General features: G+C 66.5%; 13 protein-coding genes. 7 read left to right on the forward strand and 6 right to left on the reverse strand.

From position 1 onward, the window contains the following. Positions 1-28: 28 nt before the first annotated feature. Genes C1706_RS08810 through C1706_RS08820 form a run of 3 tightly spaced genes read right to left on the reverse strand, consistent with a single transcriptional unit; the run spans position 29 to position 2,910 of the window. Complete coding sequence (locus C1706_RS08810; protein ID WP_129458872.1) at positions 29-1,429, reverse strand: NAD(P)(+) transhydrogenase (Re/Si-specific) subunit beta; 1,401 nt, start codon at positions 1,427-1,429, stop codon at positions 29-31. A gap of 3 nt (positions 1,430-1,432) precedes the next feature. Further along, a complete protein-coding gene (locus C1706_RS08815) occupies positions 1,433-1,738 on the reverse strand; it encodes an NAD(P) transhydrogenase subunit alpha part 2 (protein ID WP_129458873.1) in 306 nt (101 codons plus the stop codon). After that, positions 1,735-2,910: an NAD(P) transhydrogenase subunit alpha gene (locus tag C1706_RS08820; RefSeq protein ID WP_129458874.1), complete on the reverse strand. Its 1,176-nt coding sequence runs from the start codon at positions 2,908-2,910 to the stop codon at positions 1,735-1,737. Before C1706_RS08820 ends, C1706_RS08815 begins: the two co-directional genes overlap by 4 nt. A gap of 270 nt (positions 2,911-3,180) precedes the next feature. Between C1706_RS08820 and rpsO the strand changes: the two genes are divergently transcribed. Beyond that, complete coding sequence (gene rpsO / locus C1706_RS08825; protein WP_129458875.1) at positions 3,181-3,444, forward strand: 30S ribosomal protein S15; 264 nt, start codon at positions 3,181-3,183, stop codon at positions 3,442-3,444. Positions 3,445-3,718: 274 nt separating this feature from the next. Further along, entirely contained in the window at positions 3,719-5,941 is a 2,223-nt protein-coding gene (locus tag C1706_RS08830; protein WP_129458952.1) for a polyribonucleotide nucleotidyltransferase, read from the forward strand. 70 nt (positions 5,942-6,011) lie between these two features. Here the strand turns inward: C1706_RS08830 and C1706_RS08835 are convergent, their stop codons facing one another. Then, positions 6,012-6,794 (reverse strand): HAD-IIA family hydrolase, encoded by a 783-nt coding sequence (locus tag C1706_RS08835; protein ID WP_206661053.1) that lies wholly within the window; start codon positions 6,792-6,794, stop codon positions 6,012-6,014. A 63-nt stretch (positions 6,795-6,857) separates the two neighbouring features. Between C1706_RS08835 and dapB the strand changes: the two genes are divergently transcribed. Both dapB and C1706_RS08845 read left to right on the forward strand, forming a co-directional pair. Beyond that, on the forward strand, positions 6,858-7,592 hold the full coding sequence (gene dapB, locus C1706_RS08840; protein ID WP_129458877.1) for a 4-hydroxy-tetrahydrodipicolinate reductase: 735 nt from the start codon (positions 6,858-6,860) through the stop codon (positions 7,590-7,592). Between the two features lie 4 nt (positions 7,593-7,596). Beyond that, positions 7,597-8,304, forward strand: a complete 708-nt coding sequence (locus C1706_RS08845) for an LmeA family phospholipid-binding protein (RefSeq protein WP_129458878.1) — start codon at positions 7,597-7,599, stop codon at positions 8,302-8,304. Between the two features lie 21 nt (positions 8,305-8,325). On the opposite strand, the gene C1706_RS08850 is transcribed toward C1706_RS08845, so the two are convergent. Beyond that, the gene (locus C1706_RS08850) at positions 8,326-9,369 is read right to left on the reverse strand and encodes a glutathione S-transferase family protein (protein ID WP_129458879.1); all 1,044 of its coding nucleotides are present in this window, start codon (positions 9,367-9,369) and stop codon (positions 8,326-8,328) included. A gap of 94 nt (positions 9,370-9,463) precedes the next feature. Then, entirely contained in the window at positions 9,464-10,414 is a 951-nt protein-coding gene (locus C1706_RS08855) for a sugar-binding transcriptional regulator (protein ID WP_129458880.1), read from the reverse strand. A 103-nt stretch (positions 10,415-10,517) separates the two neighbouring features. Here C1706_RS08855 and C1706_RS08860 point away from each other — a divergent pair, with 103 nt between their 5' ends. The 3 genes from C1706_RS08860 to glpK all read left to right on the forward strand — a co-directional run bounded on the left by C1706_RS08860 (position 10,518) and on the right by glpK (position 14,685). After that, positions 10,518-12,248: a glycerol-3-phosphate dehydrogenase/oxidase gene (locus C1706_RS08860; RefSeq protein WP_129458881.1), complete on the forward strand. Its 1,731-nt coding sequence runs from the start codon at positions 10,518-10,520 to the stop codon at positions 12,246-12,248. Between the two features lie 116 nt (positions 12,249-12,364). Next, complete coding sequence (locus tag C1706_RS08865) at positions 12,365-13,129, forward strand: MIP/aquaporin family protein (RefSeq protein WP_129458882.1); 765 nt, start codon at positions 12,365-12,367, stop codon at positions 13,127-13,129. A 41-nt stretch (positions 13,130-13,170) separates the two neighbouring features. Further along, positions 13,171-14,685, forward strand: a complete 1,515-nt coding sequence (gene glpK / locus C1706_RS08870) for a glycerol kinase GlpK (RefSeq protein ID WP_129458883.1) — start codon at positions 13,171-13,173, stop codon at positions 14,683-14,685. Positions 14,686-14,705 lie beyond the last annotated feature (20 nt).

The following is a 14,705-nucleotide window of genomic DNA, read 5'->3' on the forward strand; positions in this document are numbered from 1 at the left end:
CCACCGCGCCGCCGTCACCGCTGAGGTGTTAGCTCAGTTCCTTGATGTGGGTGATGACTTCGGCGACCGCCTGTTGGGCGGAGCCGTACAGCATCGACGTGTTGTCGGCGAAGAACAGCGCGTTCTCAATGCCGGAGTAGCCGGCACCCTTGCCCCGCTTGATGACGATGGTTTGGCGGGCCTTGTCGGCGTCCAGGATCGGCATGCCATAGATGGGGCTGGACTTGTCCGTGCGCGCCACCGGGTTGACGACGTCGTTCGCCCCGATCACGAGTGCGACATCGGCGAGCGGGAAGTCCGCGTTGATCTCGTCGAGGTCGAAGATCTGGTCGTAGGGGACGCCCGCTTCGGCAAGCAGCACGTTCATGTGGCCGGGCATACGCCCCGCAACCGGGTGGATCGCGAACTTCACGTCGACGCCCTCGGCCTCCAGCAGCTTGGTCATCTCGTAGACCTTGTGCTGGGCGCCCGCGACGGCCATGCCGTAGCCGGGAACAATGATGACGTTCTCGGCGTAGCGCATCATCGCTGCCGCGTCCATGGCCGAGACCTCCTTCATGGTTCCCGAGGGGCCTTCGCCGCCCTGGGCCTCGCCGGTGATCGGGGCGAAGAGCACGTTGGTGAGTGGACGGTTCATGGCCTTGGCCATGAGCTGGGTCAGCAGCGTGCCAGCCGCACCGACCACGATGCCCGCGATGATGAGAGCGGGGTTACCCAGGACGTACCCCTCAAGGCCGACCGCCAAGCCCGTGAACGCATTGAGCAGCGAGATCACGACCGGCATGTCGGCGCCGCCGATCGGGCTGGTCAGCGCCAGGCCGAGAATCAGCGACATGAGGAAGAAGGCGATCACGAGGATCGGGTGAGGGCCCACGATGACGATGGCGATGCCCAGGCCGAGCGTCACCAGCGTGTGGAGCACGTTGCCGAGGTTCTGCACCGGCCACCGGACGGCCTTCTTCATGACGCCCTGGAGCTTGGCCCACGCCAGGACCGACCCGGAGAAGGCGACAGAGCCGATGAAGGCACCCATCATGGCCAGTACAGCGTGAACGCCAGTGGGCGGTTCGGCGGAGGTGAACTCGACGGCCGCGATGAGGGCGGCAGCGCCGCCACCCATGCCGTTGTAGATAGCCACCATCTGCGGCATGTCGGTCATCTTGACGACCTTGCCGAGGTAGGCCGCGGCCCCTGCGCCGATGGCGAGGGCGATCAGGCACAAGACCAGGTTGATGGTCTTGCCCGGGGCGAAGAACAGCAGCGAGCCATCCTCGGCGGGAATGAAGAACGTGGCGACGGTCGCCAGCACCATGCCCACGCCAGCCCAGGCAATGCCGCGCTTGGCCGTCTTAGGTGAACTCATGGCCTTCAGGCCGAGGATGAACAAGACCGCGACGACGAGGTACACCCCGTTGATGACCCAGGTCATGGCTCAGGCCTCCTTCGCGGCAGGCTTGGCGTCAGACTTGGCTGCGAACATGCCGAGCATTCGCTCGGTCACGACATAACCGCCCGCAGCGTTGGCTGCGCCCAACAAGACGGCCAGGAAGCCGAGCACCAGTTGGAAGGGCGTCGAGGCGTGCGCCAGGGCCCACATCGAGCCGACGAGCACGACGCCGTGGACGAAGTTCGAACCTGACATCAGCGGCGTGTGCAAGATGACGGGCACCCGGCTGATCACCTCATAGCCGACGAAGGCGGCCAGCACGAAGATGTAGATGTACAGCAGATCGATCATGCGGAGGCTTCCTCCTCGGTGGAAACGGACACGGGCTCAAGGGGAGCGACCGGCACCCCGAGCACCTTCGCGACGCCAGCGTGGACCAGGGCGCCGCCGTGGGTCAGGGCCGTGCCGACGATGACGTCGTCGCTCCAGTCGATGGACAGGACCCCATCGGCGATCATCGGCGAGGTGAAGTTCAGCAGGTTCTTCGCGAACATCTCCGAGGTGTGCACGGGCATCCGGGCGGGGAGGTTCACCGGCCCGATGACGCGGGCACCACCCACGAGCATCTCCTTGCCCGCGACGGTGCCCTCAACATTGCCGCCGCCTTCCGCGGCCATGTCCACCACGACCGACCCCGGACGCATGGCTTCGACCATGGCGCGGGTCACGATGACCGGGGCCTTCTTGCCCGGGACTGCCGCGGTGGTGATCAAGACATCGGATTCGGCGACGGCCTTGGCTAGCGCCTGTGCCTGCTGCTCCTTCTCCTCGGTGGTCAACTCGCGGGCATATCCACCGGAGCCTGCAGCGCTGACGCCCGTGTTGACGAACTTTGCCCCCAGTGATTCGACCTGCTCGCGGGTCTCGGGGCGGACGTCGTATCCGTGGACGACCGATCCCAGCCGCTTGGCGGTGGCGATCGCCTGCAAACCAGCCACGCCGGCACCGATCACCAAGACCCGGGCCGGTCGGATGGTGCCTGCCGCGTAGGTGAGCATCGGGAAGAACTTCGGGGTCCGGGACGCGGCGATGAGCACGCATTCATACCCCGACGCCGCGCCTTGGCTGGAGAGGATGTCCATGCTCTGCGCGCGAGAGATGCGGGGGAGGAGTTCCATCGCGAAGGCGGTGACCCCTGTCGCAGCCAGCGCCGTGACGTGCTCGGCACTCGCGTACGGGGTCAGCAGGCCCATGAGGAGTTGACCGGGGCGCAGGGCGGCCTGATCGGCCGCGGACAGGTTGCCGATGGACCAGACGATGTCCGCCCGCGCGATCACCTCGGTGGATGTCTCGGCCCAGTCCACATCCCCCAGCGATTCCGGGGTGGCGAACGAGGCGTCCGTCGCCCCCCGCTGGATGAGGACACGGACACCGAGCGCGGCGAGCTTCTTCACGACATCACCGTTGATCGGTGACCTCGTTTCGTGTTCGCCGCTCGCGGGAATCCCGATCACGACCGTCATGGGCTTCACTCCTTCGTGGAACGACTCTGGAGCCATTCAACTACGGTTCGTCGTAGCAGGTCGAGTTTGTGCCAAAGAGGTTGTTCCCCGTTCCCAGGAGAGGGATCGACGGCTCATCTCAGCCGTGGTGTGGGTGGCATGACGGCGTCCCGATTGGTGGGCGGAGGCGCGGTGGGGTAGCGTAGACCCTTGGCGTCACATCGCCCGCGGATAAACAGAGCCACCCAGCCGGGACCGGCGCCGCGCAACACACGAGAAGGAGAAGCCCAGATGGATGCGGCTACCAAGAAGCAGATCATCGAAGACTACGCGATCACGCCTGGCGACACGGGCTCTCCCGACGTCCAGATCGCGCTGCTCAGCAAGCGGATCTCGCACCTCACCGAGCACCTCAAGCAGCACAAGGGTGACCACCACAGCCGTCGTGGCCTCATGTTGCTGGTTGGCCAGCGTCGTCGTCTGCTGAACTACGTGGCGAAGCAGGACGTCGAGCATTACCGTGCGCTCATCGCGCGGCTCGGCCTGCGTCGTTGATCGACCATCGCACTCGTTGAGGGGGCGGCCGCCTGGCCGCTCCCTTTTCGGCATGCTCAGCCGGTACCCTGACAGAGGCTCGCTTCGTCGGTGCCGGAACAATTGAATAGCTTTGTTCACCGCTCACCTGGTCCGCGCTCGTCGGTCCTCGGTAGTGGCCTCCGGGAAGCGCCGCTGACGGCAGCCCGTGGGCCTCGATCGAAGACCGAACCACACATTCTTCGTCTGGGGCCGGAGCCGGGTGCGCACACCTGAAAGGAATGTCCCCATGGCAATGGAGGGACCTGAACTCCGCCACACCGAGGCCGTCATCGACAATGGCTCCTTCGGTAAGCACGTCGTCCGTTTCGAGTCCGGGTTGTTGGCTAAGCAGGCCAACGGCTCCGCAGCGGTGTACCTCGACGAGGACACCATGCTGCTGTCGGCCACGACCGCGCAGAAGAACCCGCGCGACGCGATCGACTTCTTCCCCCTGACCGTCGATGTGGAAGAGCGCATGTATGCCGCTGGCCGCATCCCCGGCTCCTTCTTCCGTCGCGAAGGTCGCCCCTCCGAAGGTGCGATCCTGACCGCCCGCCTCATCGACCGTCCGCTGCGTCCCTGCTTCATCAAGGGCCTGCGCAATGAGGTCCAGGTCGTGGTGACCGTGCTCGCGCTGAACCCGAACGTCCGCTACGACGTGCTGGCCATCAACGCCGCTTCCGCATCGACCACGCTGGCCGGGCTGCCGTTCAGCGGTCCCGTGGGCGGCGTCCGCGTCTCCCTCATCGGTGACCAGTGGGTCGGCTTCCCGACCGTGGAGCAGATGAAGGACTCCACCTTCGACATGGCGGTCGCCGGGCGCGTCCTGCCCGACGGCGACGTCGCGATCATGATGGTCGAGGCGGGCGGCACCGAGGGCACCGTCGAGAACGTCCGCTCCGGCAAGACGGCCCCCACCGAAGAGATCGTCGCGTCCGGCCTCGAGGCGGCAAAGCCGTTCCTCAAGGCGCTGTGCGAGGCGCAGATCGAACTGGCCAACCAGTTGCCGAAGGCGACCGAGACCTTCCCGGTCTTCTCCGACTACGCCGCGGATGCGTACGACGCCGTCGCGGCCGCCGCGAGCGACCGTCTGGCTGCTGTGATGAGCATCCCCGGCAAGCAGGACCGCGACGAGGCGACCGACGCCCTCAAGGACGCCGTCCACGCGGAACTCGACGCCCAGTTCGAGGGCCGCGAGAAGGAGATCAGCGGGGCGTTCCGTGCGCTGACCAAGAAGCTCGTGCGTCACAAGACCCTCACCGAAGGGGTCCGCATCGACGGCCGTGGGACCAGCGACATCCGGACGCTGTCCGCGGAGGTCGGCGTCCTGCCGCGCGTCCACGGTTCGGCGCTGTTCCAGCGCGGCGAGACCCAGATCCTGGGGGTGACCACGCTGAACATGCTGGACATGGAGCAGAAGCTGGACACGCTCTCGCCTGAGACGACCAAGCGCTACATGCACAACTACAACTTCCCGCCGTACTCCACCGGCGAGACGGGCCGTGTCGGTTCCCCGAAGCGGCGTGAGATCGGCCACGGTGCGCTCGCTGAGCGCGCACTGGTTCCGGTGCTGCCCACGCGCGAGGAGTTCCCCTACGCGATCCGCCAGGTGTCCGAGGCGCTGGGCTCCAACGGCTCCACGTCCATGGGCTCGGTGTGTGCGTCCACGCTGTCGCTGCTGAACGCGGGCGTCCCGCTCAAGGCGCCGGTCGCGGGTATCGCCATGGGCCTGATGAGCGAAGAGATCGACGGGACGATGCACTACGTCGCGCTCACCGACATCCTGGGCGCCGAAGACGCCCTGGGCGACATGGACTTCAAGGTCGCCGGTACGCGTGACTTCGTCACCGCGCTCCAACTCGACACCAAGCTCGACGGGATCCCCGCCGAGGTTCTGGCCGCGGCCCTGCTGCAGGCGCGCGATGCGCGTCACACGCTGCTGGACGTCATGGGCGAGGCCATCGACGCCCCCGACGAGATGAGCCTGTACGCGCCGCGCATCATCACGGTGCGCATCCCGGTCGACAAGATCGGGGAGGTCATCGGGCCCAAGGGCAAGATGATCAACCAGATCCAGGACGACACCGGCGCCAACATCTCCATCGAGGACGACGGCACCATCTTCATCGGTGCGACCAACGGCGAGTCCGCGGAGGCGGCTCGGTCCCTCATCAACGCCATCGCCAACCCGACGATGCCGGAGAAGGGCGAGCGCTACCTCGGCACCGTCGTGAAGCTGATGAACTTCGGCGCCTTCGTGTCGCTCATGCCCGGTAAGGATGGCCTGGTTCACATCTCCAAGCTGCGCCAGCTCAACGGCGGCAACCGCGTGGAGAACGTCGAGGACGTCTTGTTGGTCGGCCAGAAGATCCAGGTCGAGATCACCGAGATCGATGACCGGGGCAAGCTGTCCCTGGCTCCTGTGGTCGAGGAGGCCGCCGAGGCGGCTGCGGACACCGAGGCCGCTGAGGCCTGATCCTCGCTGTGACGCCGAACGGGCGCCGCTTCCTTCCAGGAGGCGGCGCCCGTTCGCGTGCGGGGGAGTGTCAGCGCAGGAGCGGCAAGAGGTCGGCGACCGAGTCGAGGATCCTGGAGGGTCGGTAGGGGAAGGAGTCGACCTCATCGGCGCGTGTGGATCCAGTGAGCACCAGCACGGTGTGGAGCCCGGCTTCCATGCCCGCCACGATGTCGGTCCCCATGGTGTCCCCGATCATCCCGGTGGTCTCCGAGTGCGCCTGGATCTGGTTGAGGCCTGAGCGGATCATCATCGGGTTGGGTTTGCCGACGACGTACGGCTGGCGTCCGGTGGCGGCGGTGATCATGGCGGCAAACGCCCCCGTGGCGGGGACGATCCCGTCGGCGGCGGGCCCGCTGGTGTCGGGGTTCGTCGCGATGAATCGGGCTCCGTTGAGGATCAGGCGAATGGCCCGGGTGATCTGCTCAAACGACAGCCCCCGCGTCTCCCCGAGGACGACGAACTCCGGGTCGACATCGGTCAGCACGAATCCGGCCTCGTGCAACGCCGTGGTGAGGCCCGCCTCGCCCAAGACGTAGGCGGTCCTCACGCCGTTTTGGTTTTTGAGGAACGCGGCCGTCGCCATGGCCGACGTCCAAATGTTCTCCTCGGGAACGACGAGGCCCGCGCGCCGCAACTGTGCTGCCAAGTCACGCGGAGTCTGCACGGAGTCGTTGGTGATGACGAGGTAGCGGTGGTCGTGTTCGGTCCAGAACTCGATCAGTTCCCGCGCCCCGGGGATCGGACGATCGCCGTGGACGAGAACGCCGTCCTTGTCGGTGAGCCAGCAGGTCAGGTCGTGAGGGTCGCGCATGCATCCAGCATGCTCCCTTGGGGGCGGCCAGACGAGGGGAGTGGCCCACATAGGATGGATCCCATGCTGCGAGTGGCCGTGTTGGGAGCGAAGGGGCGCATGGGCGCCGAAGTGTGCCGAGTGGTTGAAGCGGCTGATGACCTGGAGCTCGTGGCTGCCCTTGATGCCAGCGACGATCTCACCGCGGCGATCGGGGCCGATGTCGCGGTCGACTTCACCGTGCCGGACGCGGTGATGGGCAATCTGGAATGGTGCGCGGCCCACGGCGTGCACGTCGTCGTGGGGACGACAGGATTCACCGCTGAGAAGCTGGCCCGTGTCGCTGCACTGTTCGAGGGGACGTCCGCCCACGCCATCGTGGCCTCCAACTACTCCATCGGCTCGTTGCTGATGATGAAGTTCGCCGAGATCGCGGCCCCCTATTTCGAGTCTGTGGAGATCATCGAGTTGCATCACCCCAACAAGGTGGATGCGCCCTCAGGGACTGCCGTCACCACTGCGGGCAAGATCTCCGCAGCGCGAGCCGCTGCCGGGCTCGGCCCCGTTCCTGACGCCACCACGGACGACCCTGGCGGGGCGCGGGGCGCGACGGTCGACGGGATCCACATCCATGCGGTGCGCCAGCGCGGGTTGTTCGCCAATCAGGAGGTCCGCTTCGGCAATGAGGGGGAACAACTCGTGATTACGGAGAACGGCTTCGACCGCGCCAGTTACATGCCGGGGGTCCTCGCTGCGGTGCGTGCGGTGCCGAACCGGCCTGGCCTCACGGTGGGCATCGAGGAACTCTTGGGGCTGTAAACCCATGCGATTCCTGCGCAATCTTCTGGTCACCATCGTGGTGCTGCTGGTGCTCCTCGGTGTCGGCGTCGTCGCCACCGATGGGATGCTGCGCGATGAGGTCGAGCGGCGTGCGGCCGCGCAGATCCAGAAACCGGCGGGTTTCGCGCAGAAGCCGACGGTGACGGTGGAGGGCTTCCCGCTCGCCTACTTCGTGTTGATCCATGAGATCCCCGCGGTCCGGGTGCGAGGGGACTCGCTGACGGCGCAGGTCGGCTCCAACACGACGGTGCGCTTGAGCGCCGTGGACGTGACGCTGCATCAGGTCCGTGTTCAGCCTCGCACGGTCGAATCGGAGCAGGTGAGTGGAACTGCGGCGGTGAGCTATGCCGATCTGGGCGCTGGCCTTGGGCTGACGGCTTCTCCGGCCGCAGCGGGCTTGGTGACCTTTACCAGTGAGGCCACCGTGCTGGGACACAAAATCCCGATCCATGTCACGGGGCGCCTAGCGGTCGATCAGGCAGCCCAAACCGTGGCGATGGTGGACAGTGCGATCGACGTGGGAGGCGTGTCCGTCCCGTCCCAGGTCAGCAAGCAGGTGGTGGCCGCCATGCTCAAACCCGTCCACCTGCCCCTTCCCTATGGGCTCAAGCTGACCGACATCGACGCGGGTGCTGATGGGGTGACCCTCCATGTCAGCGGCGCGAACGTGAGCATTCCTCACTCGCGCTGACGACGCTGATGGGCCGCGCGCTCAGCAGGTGAGGATGCTGTGAGGCGCGCGTTCCTCGGGGCGGACCGGCTCCGGTGGTGTGCCGGCGCCGAAGGGTGCTCCGCCGAGGGCGTCGCGGCCATGCTCGCTTAGCCAGCCCGACAGGTCGGGGCCCTGAGGGACGATCTGGAGCGGGTTGAGGTCTCGATGAACGATGTAGTAGTGCTGCTTAATCTGCTCGAAGTCGACCGTGTCGCCGAACCCGGGCGTCTGGAACAGGTCTCGGGCGTAGGCCCACAGCGCTGGCATCTCGGTGAGCTTGGTGCGGTTGGTTTTGAAGTGGCCGTGGTAGACCGCGTCGAAGCGGACGAGCGTCGTGAAGAGTCGTACGTCGGCTTCGGTGATGGCGCCACCCATGAGGAAGCGACGCCCCGAGAGGCGTTCCTCGGCCCAGTCCAGGGCGGTGAACAGCCGATCGTAGGCGGCGTTGTAGGCCTCCTGGGTCCCGGCGAATCCGGCACGATAGACGCCGTTGTTGATCTCGGTATAGATGTAGCGCATCACCTGGTCCATCTCCTCGCGCTGGGCGAGGGGGTACAGGTCGGGTGCGCCCGGGCGGTGATACTCCACCCATTGGGTCGACATGTCCAACGTGATCTGGGCGAAGTCGTTGGTGACCACGGCCCCAGTCGTGGTGTCCACGATCGCGGGCACGGTGATGCCGCGCGGGTAATCCGGATCCCGGCGCAGATACGCGTCCTTGAGTTTGTGGATGCCCAACACGGGATCGACGCCGCCCGGGTCGAGATCGAAGGTCCACGAATCCGCGTCGTGGGTGGGACCAGGAAACCCGATACTCAGCGCGTCCTCCAAGCCGAGCAGGCGCCGGTCGATGATGGCGCGGTTCGCCCACGGGCAAGCGCGGGCGGCGATGAGCCGAAAACGTCCCGGCTCCACGAGGACGGCGTCCTCACCGGGAGCCACGGACCGCATGATCCGCGTCGTGAGGTAGCGGGTGTCGCGGGTGTACGCCTTGCCCTTGCTGGAGTACACGCCCCCGGGCGTGGCGTCGGCCGGCTCAGTCATGGCCCCACCGTCTCATGACACGCGCATGGCCGACCACCGGGGGCTGGGCCTCGGGAGCGGTTCGTGGGTGGTTCTCGGCGTCGCCGGTGCAGGGTCAGGCGCGGCGCAAGATGGCCTTGGCCGTGTGATCGTCGAGGACGAGGTCGGTTGCGACCCCCGCGCGAAGGGCGCCCAGGACGGCACGTGAGCGTGCCGGATCGGCGACCACGCAGATCCGTCGCGGGATCCGCGCCATCTCCGCCGGTGTGAGGCCGGTGGCGCGGGCATTGGTGGGGATGTCGGCATAGCTGCCGTCCTCCCTGAGCAGGACGGTGCAGATGTCGCCCACGACGCCGTCAGCCGCTAGCTCGGCGCGTTCTTCGGCATCGAGGTACCCGGCCGCATACACGTGCGAGGGGATGCTTCCGGTGAGGGAGCCGACGCCGAAGACCGCCACATCGAGGCGTTGCTGCAGGCCGAGCACGTACTGGATGGATCGCTCCCGCCACATGGCCCTTTTCGTCTCGGCATGGTCGAAGAACGCAGGGACGGGGAAGGGCGTGACACGCGCGTCGAAGGCGGTGGCAACGCGCTGCATCATTTCACCGACGTAGGGGACGCCCGTCGTGCGCGGGTTGGCGCCCCCGTTCATCTGCACGACCGAGACGCCCGAGAGCGGGTGTTGCGGGAGATGCCGGGCCAGCGAGGCCATCGTCACCCCCCACGCGACGCCGAGGAACTCATCGGCATGCACGGCATCGGCCAAGAGCGAGGCGGCTCTGCGGGCCACTTGCTCGAGCCGGGCGGACGCTGAGGAGGCGGCGCTCACATTGACCAAATGTGCAGCGATTCCAAAACGCTCCCGAAGAGCCCGAGCTTCCGGCGAGGCTGTGCCCAAGGCGTCCGCGATGGTGATGCGGACGAGTCCCTCGCGGCGGGCCTGGCTCAGGAGCCGGGAGACGCTGGAACGAGACAGGCCGAGGCTATGCGCGATCGAATCCATCGTGTTCCCGTGCAGGTAGTACTGCGTCGCAGCCTGGTACATGACGTCGTGACGCTCGTTCATGAGGCTTCTCCTCCCTGCACGTTTGTGCACAACAGTGACACGATCGTGCAGCGCGGGGCAACATGGAGCGATCAGCACACGGACGTGTACCAAGGAGCATGCGATGACGATCCCCGCCCTCAACCACGAGCAGCGCGAACAAGCGCTGGATGCTTTGGAGACCGACGAGTTCGACGTTTTGGTCATCGGTGGTGGAGTGACCGGTGCCGGCGCGGCCTTCGATGCGGCCACCCGCGGCCTGAAAACGGCCATCGTCGAGGCTCAGGACTGGGCCTCGGGAACGTCGAGCCGTTCCTCGCGTCTGGTGCACGGGGGGCTGCGCTACCTCTACAACCTCGACTTCGCCCTGGTCGCGGAGGCCCTGCGCGAGCGCGGCCGTCTCTTGACCACCTTGGCCCCCCACCTGGTGAAGGCGCAGCCCTTCCTGTGGCCGCTGAAGACGCCGGTCATCGAACGCGCCTACTCCGCTGTCGGGGTCGGGCTCTACGACGTGCTTGCGTTGGCAGGATCGGGCGGCAAGAAGACCGTTCCGACGCAAAAGCACCTGTCCAAGGCTGGGGCCCAGCACCTGTTCCCCGACGTGCGCTCCGACGCTTTGATCGGTGCCATCGAGTTCTACGATGCCCGGGTCGACGACGCTCGCCTGGTCATCAACCTGGTCCGCAGCGCGGTGCGCTTCGGCGCGACCGCAGCCAGCCGCACCGCGGTGGTCAAGATCCAACAGCAACCCGACGGCCGGGTCACGGGAGCGACCCTGCGTGACGCTGAGACCGGCCGCACCCTCGAGGTGAAGGCCAAGTCGATCATCATGGCGACGGGCGTGTGGACCGAGACGACCGAGTCGATGGCGAAGACGCGAGCAGGCCTGAAGGTGCTCGCGAGCAAGGGCATCCACATCGTCGTCCCGCGCGAGCGGATCAAGGCGCAGACGGGCATGTTCTTGCGCACCGAGAAGTCGGTCTTGTTCATCATCCCGTGGATGCACTACTGGGTCATCGGTACCACCGACACCGCCTGGCACGAGCAACTCGAGCACCCGGTTCCCACCTCGGCGGACATCGACTACGTGCTCGAGCATGCGAACGCCGTCCTCGCCTCCGATCTGACCCGCGACGACATCATCGGTACCTATGCGGGCCTGCGGCCCCTGCTGCAACCCATCGGCTCCGATGAGGCCAAATCGGCGAAGGTGTCGCGCGAGCACACCACCATGGAGGTCACGCCCGGCCTCGTCGCCATCGCCGGCGGCAAGCTGACCACCTACCGTGTCATGGCCGAGGACGCCGTCGATGTGGCCCTGGGCAAGCAAGCGGCGGCCGAACGGCCTTCGGTGACCAAGGACACACCGCTGCTGGGCGCCGACGGCTACCAGGCCGTCGTGAACCGTCGCGGTGAGATCGCGGCACGTTACGGCTGGACGCAGGAGCGGGTCGAGTCGCTGAGCGACCGCTACGGCTCAGAGATCGATGCCGTGTTGGCCTTGGTCGATGCCGACCCAGAACTCGGCAAGCCGCTCCAGTCCTGCGACTGGTACATCGGCGCCGAAGTGGCGTTCGCCTGCCGTTACGAGGGGGCGTTGCACCTGGAGGACATCTTCATCCAGCGTGTCCGCCTGAACTCCACCACGCCCGACCGCGGCATCGCGGCGATCGAGGAGACGGCGGCGATCGCCGCCCCGATCCTCGGATGGGATGAGGAGAAGGCCGCCCACGAGAAGGACAATTACCGTCACCGCGCCGAGGCGGAACTCGCCGCCCAGGCCGCAGGCACAGACCAGGCCGCCTCCGAGATCCGCATGGGGGCCGCCGACGTGGTAGACACCACGCTGCAGTGATTGTGTGCCGGGACCGCAACTGGGGGCGCGGTCCCGGCGTCGCTCGTCAGAAAGGTACAACCCCTTTTCCTGTCGATACAGCTTTGACACAGAGACGTGTCAGAAAGTGATTCTCGATGTCTCTCGCAACTATCTTTTTGTCCGAGACCGTGGGAACAGCGATGCTGATCCTGCTCGGCGCCGGATCTGTCGCCAACACGGCGCTGCCGCGCACCAAAGGCAACGGCACCGGATTTCTCTTCGTCAACTGGGGATGGGGCCTCGCGGTCTTCTCCGGTGTCCTGGTCTCCTACAAGTCGGGTGCGCACCTGAACCCCGCAGTCACGTTGGGGATCGTCTTTTCGGGCACCAAGGAGTTCGTCCCCGGGGTCGCCGTCTCAGCGGCGTCCATCGCCACCTACATCGCGGCCCAGTTCGTCGGCGCCTTCATCGGAGCCGTGGCCTGCTGGCTGGCCTACAAGAAGCAGTTCGACGCCGATGCTCCCGGTGCGGTCAAGCTCGGTGTGTTCTCGACCGCTCCTGAGGTGCGCAGCCCGCTGTGGAACCTCGTCACCGAGGCCATTGGCACCTTCGTCCTGGTGTTTGTCGTGCTGGGCGCCGGCCACTGGGGCGACTCGGCAACGCACACTCCTGGCGGCCTTGGCTGGCTGGGGGCCCTCGGCGTCGCCCTCCTCGTCGTCGCCATCGGTATCTCGTTGGGTGGCCCGACCGGGTACGCCATCAACCCGGCTCGTGACCTTGGCCCGCGTATCGCGTTCGCCGTTCTCCCGATCCCGGGTAAGACGGGTGCTGACTGGGGCTACTCGTGGGTGCCGGTCGTTGGCCCCCTCATCGGCGGTGTCGTGGCCGGTCTTGCCAGCGGCGTCCTGTTGCCGGCCTGAGTGTCGCCCCCATCCACAACGCAGTGAAAGGAAATTTGACCATGACTCAGAAGTACGTTCTCGCCATTGATCAGGGGACGACGAGTTCCCGCGCCATCATCTTCGACCACCAGGGCCGCATCGTGGCCACGGGGCAGAAGGAACACGAACAGATCTTCCCCCGTGCCGGATGGGTCGAGCACAACCCGGTGGAGATCTGGGACAACGTCCGCGAAGTCGTCGGCATCGCCTTGGCACAGGCCAACGTGAGCCGCGACCAGATCAGCGCCGTGGGGGTCACCAACCAGCGCGAAACGACGATGGTGTGGGACAAGCTCACCGGCGAGCCGGTGTACAACGCCATCGTGTGGCAGGACACGCGCACCGACAAGATCTGTACCCGTCTTGCCCAAGGCGACGCTGACCGGTACAAGGACCGCGTCGGGTTGCCGCTGGCGACCTACTTCGCTGGACCCAAGGTCGTGTGGATCCTCGAGAACGTCGAGGGCGCCCGCGAGCGTGCCGAGGCCGGGGAACTCCTGATGGGCACCATGGATACCTGGGTGCTGTGGAACCTCACCGGCGGTGTCGACGGAGGTATCCACGTCACCGACGTCACCAACGCCTCGCGCACGCTGCTGATGAACCTTGAGGGGCTGAGCTGGAACGAGGAGATCGCCGCGGAGATGGGCATCCCGATGTCCATGCTTCCCGAGATCAAGTCGTCCTCGGAGGTGTATGGGCACGTCCGCCCGGCGGGCTCGCTGAGCGGTGTGCCGATCTCGGGCATCCTGGGCGACCAGCAAGCCGCCACGTTCGGCCAGGCCTGCTTCGAGCGAGGCATGGCCAAGAACACCTACGGCACGGGCTGCTTCATGCTCATGAACACCGGTGAGGAGATCGTCCCCAGCAAGAACGGTCTGCTGACGACCGTCTGCTACCAGATCGCCGGACGCAAGCCCGTCTATGCGCTGGAGGGCTCCATCGCCGTCACCGGCTCGTTGGTCCAATGGCTGCGCGACAACCTCAAGATCATCGACAGCGCCCCAGAAATCGAGGAACTGGCCGCGACGGTCGAGGACAACGGCGGCGCCTACCTGGTGCCCGCGTTCTCCGGGTTGTTTGCGCCGTACTGGCGCAGTGACGCCCGTGGCGCCCTGGTGGGGCTCACCCGGTACGTGAACCGGGGCCACATCGCTCGCGCTGTGCTGGAGTCCACCGCCTACCAGACGCGTGAGGTCCTCGACGCCATGGAAGCCGACTCCGGCGTCCGCCTGGCCGAGTTGCGCGTGGATGGTGGCATGACGGCCAACCAGACCCTCATGCAGTTCCAGGCCGATCAACTCGGTGTGGACGTGGTGCGTCCCGTGGTCGCCGAGACGACAGCGCTGGGTGCTGCCTACGCGGCCGGCATCGCCGTCGGGTACTGGGAGGGCGAGAAGGACGTCATCGAGAACTGGGCCGAGGACGAGCGGTGGACCCCGTCGATGGATGAGGGCGAACGCGAGCGCCTCTTCCGCAACTGGAAGAAGGCCGTCACGAAGACCCTCGAGTGGGTTGACGAGGACGTCGTCTAGGTAGGGCGTCGCTGAGGCGC

The sequence above is a fragment of the Propioniciclava flava genome (genome assembly GCF_004126535.1).
GTDB classification, from domain to species: Bacteria; Actinomycetota; Actinomycetes; order Propionibacteriales; family Propionibacteriaceae; genus Propioniciclava; species Propioniciclava flava.

Excerpts from the sequence above, each read along its gene's own strand:
- C1706_RS08835 (WP_206661053.1), bottom strand. The coding sequence starts at position 6,794 with ATGCGCGACCCTCACGACCTGACCTGCTGGCTCACCGACAAGGACGGC.
- C1706_RS08845 (WP_129458878.1), top strand. The coding sequence starts at position 7,597 with ATGCGATTCCTGCGCAATCTTCTGGTCACCATCGTGGTGCTGCTGGTG.
- C1706_RS08810 (WP_129458872.1), bottom strand. The coding sequence starts at position 1,429 with ATGACCTGGGTCATCAACGGGGTGTACCTCGTCGTCGCGGTCTTGTTC.
- C1706_RS08820 (WP_129458874.1), bottom strand. The coding sequence starts at position 2,910 with ATGACGGTCGTGATCGGGATTCCCGCGAGCGGCGAACACGAAACGAGG.
- C1706_RS08855 (WP_129458880.1), bottom strand. The coding sequence starts at position 10,414 with ATGAACGAGCGTCACGACGTCATGTACCAGGCTGCGACGCAGTACTAC.
- C1706_RS08830 (WP_129458952.1), top strand. The coding sequence starts at position 3,719 with ATGGAGGGACCTGAACTCCGCCACACCGAGGCCGTCATCGACAATGGC.
- glpK (WP_129458883.1), top strand. The coding sequence starts at position 13,171 with ATGACTCAGAAGTACGTTCTCGCCATTGATCAGGGGACGACGAGTTCC.
- C1706_RS08865 (WP_129458882.1), top strand. The coding sequence starts at position 12,365 with ATGTCTCTCGCAACTATCTTTTTGTCCGAGACCGTGGGAACAGCGATG.
- C1706_RS08850 (WP_129458879.1), bottom strand. The coding sequence starts at position 9,369 with ATGACTGAGCCGGCCGACGCCACGCCCGGGGGCGTGTACTCCAGCAAG.
- rpsO (WP_129458875.1), top strand. The coding sequence starts at position 3,181 with ATGGATGCGGCTACCAAGAAGCAGATCATCGAAGACTACGCGATCACG.
- C1706_RS08860 (WP_129458881.1), top strand. The coding sequence starts at position 10,518 with ATGACGATCCCCGCCCTCAACCACGAGCAGCGCGAACAAGCGCTGGAT.
- C1706_RS08815 (WP_129458873.1), bottom strand. The coding sequence starts at position 1,738 with ATGATCGATCTGCTGTACATCTACATCTTCGTGCTGGCCGCCTTCGTC.
- dapB (WP_129458877.1), top strand. The coding sequence starts at position 6,858 with ATGCTGCGAGTGGCCGTGTTGGGAGCGAAGGGGCGCATGGGCGCCGAA.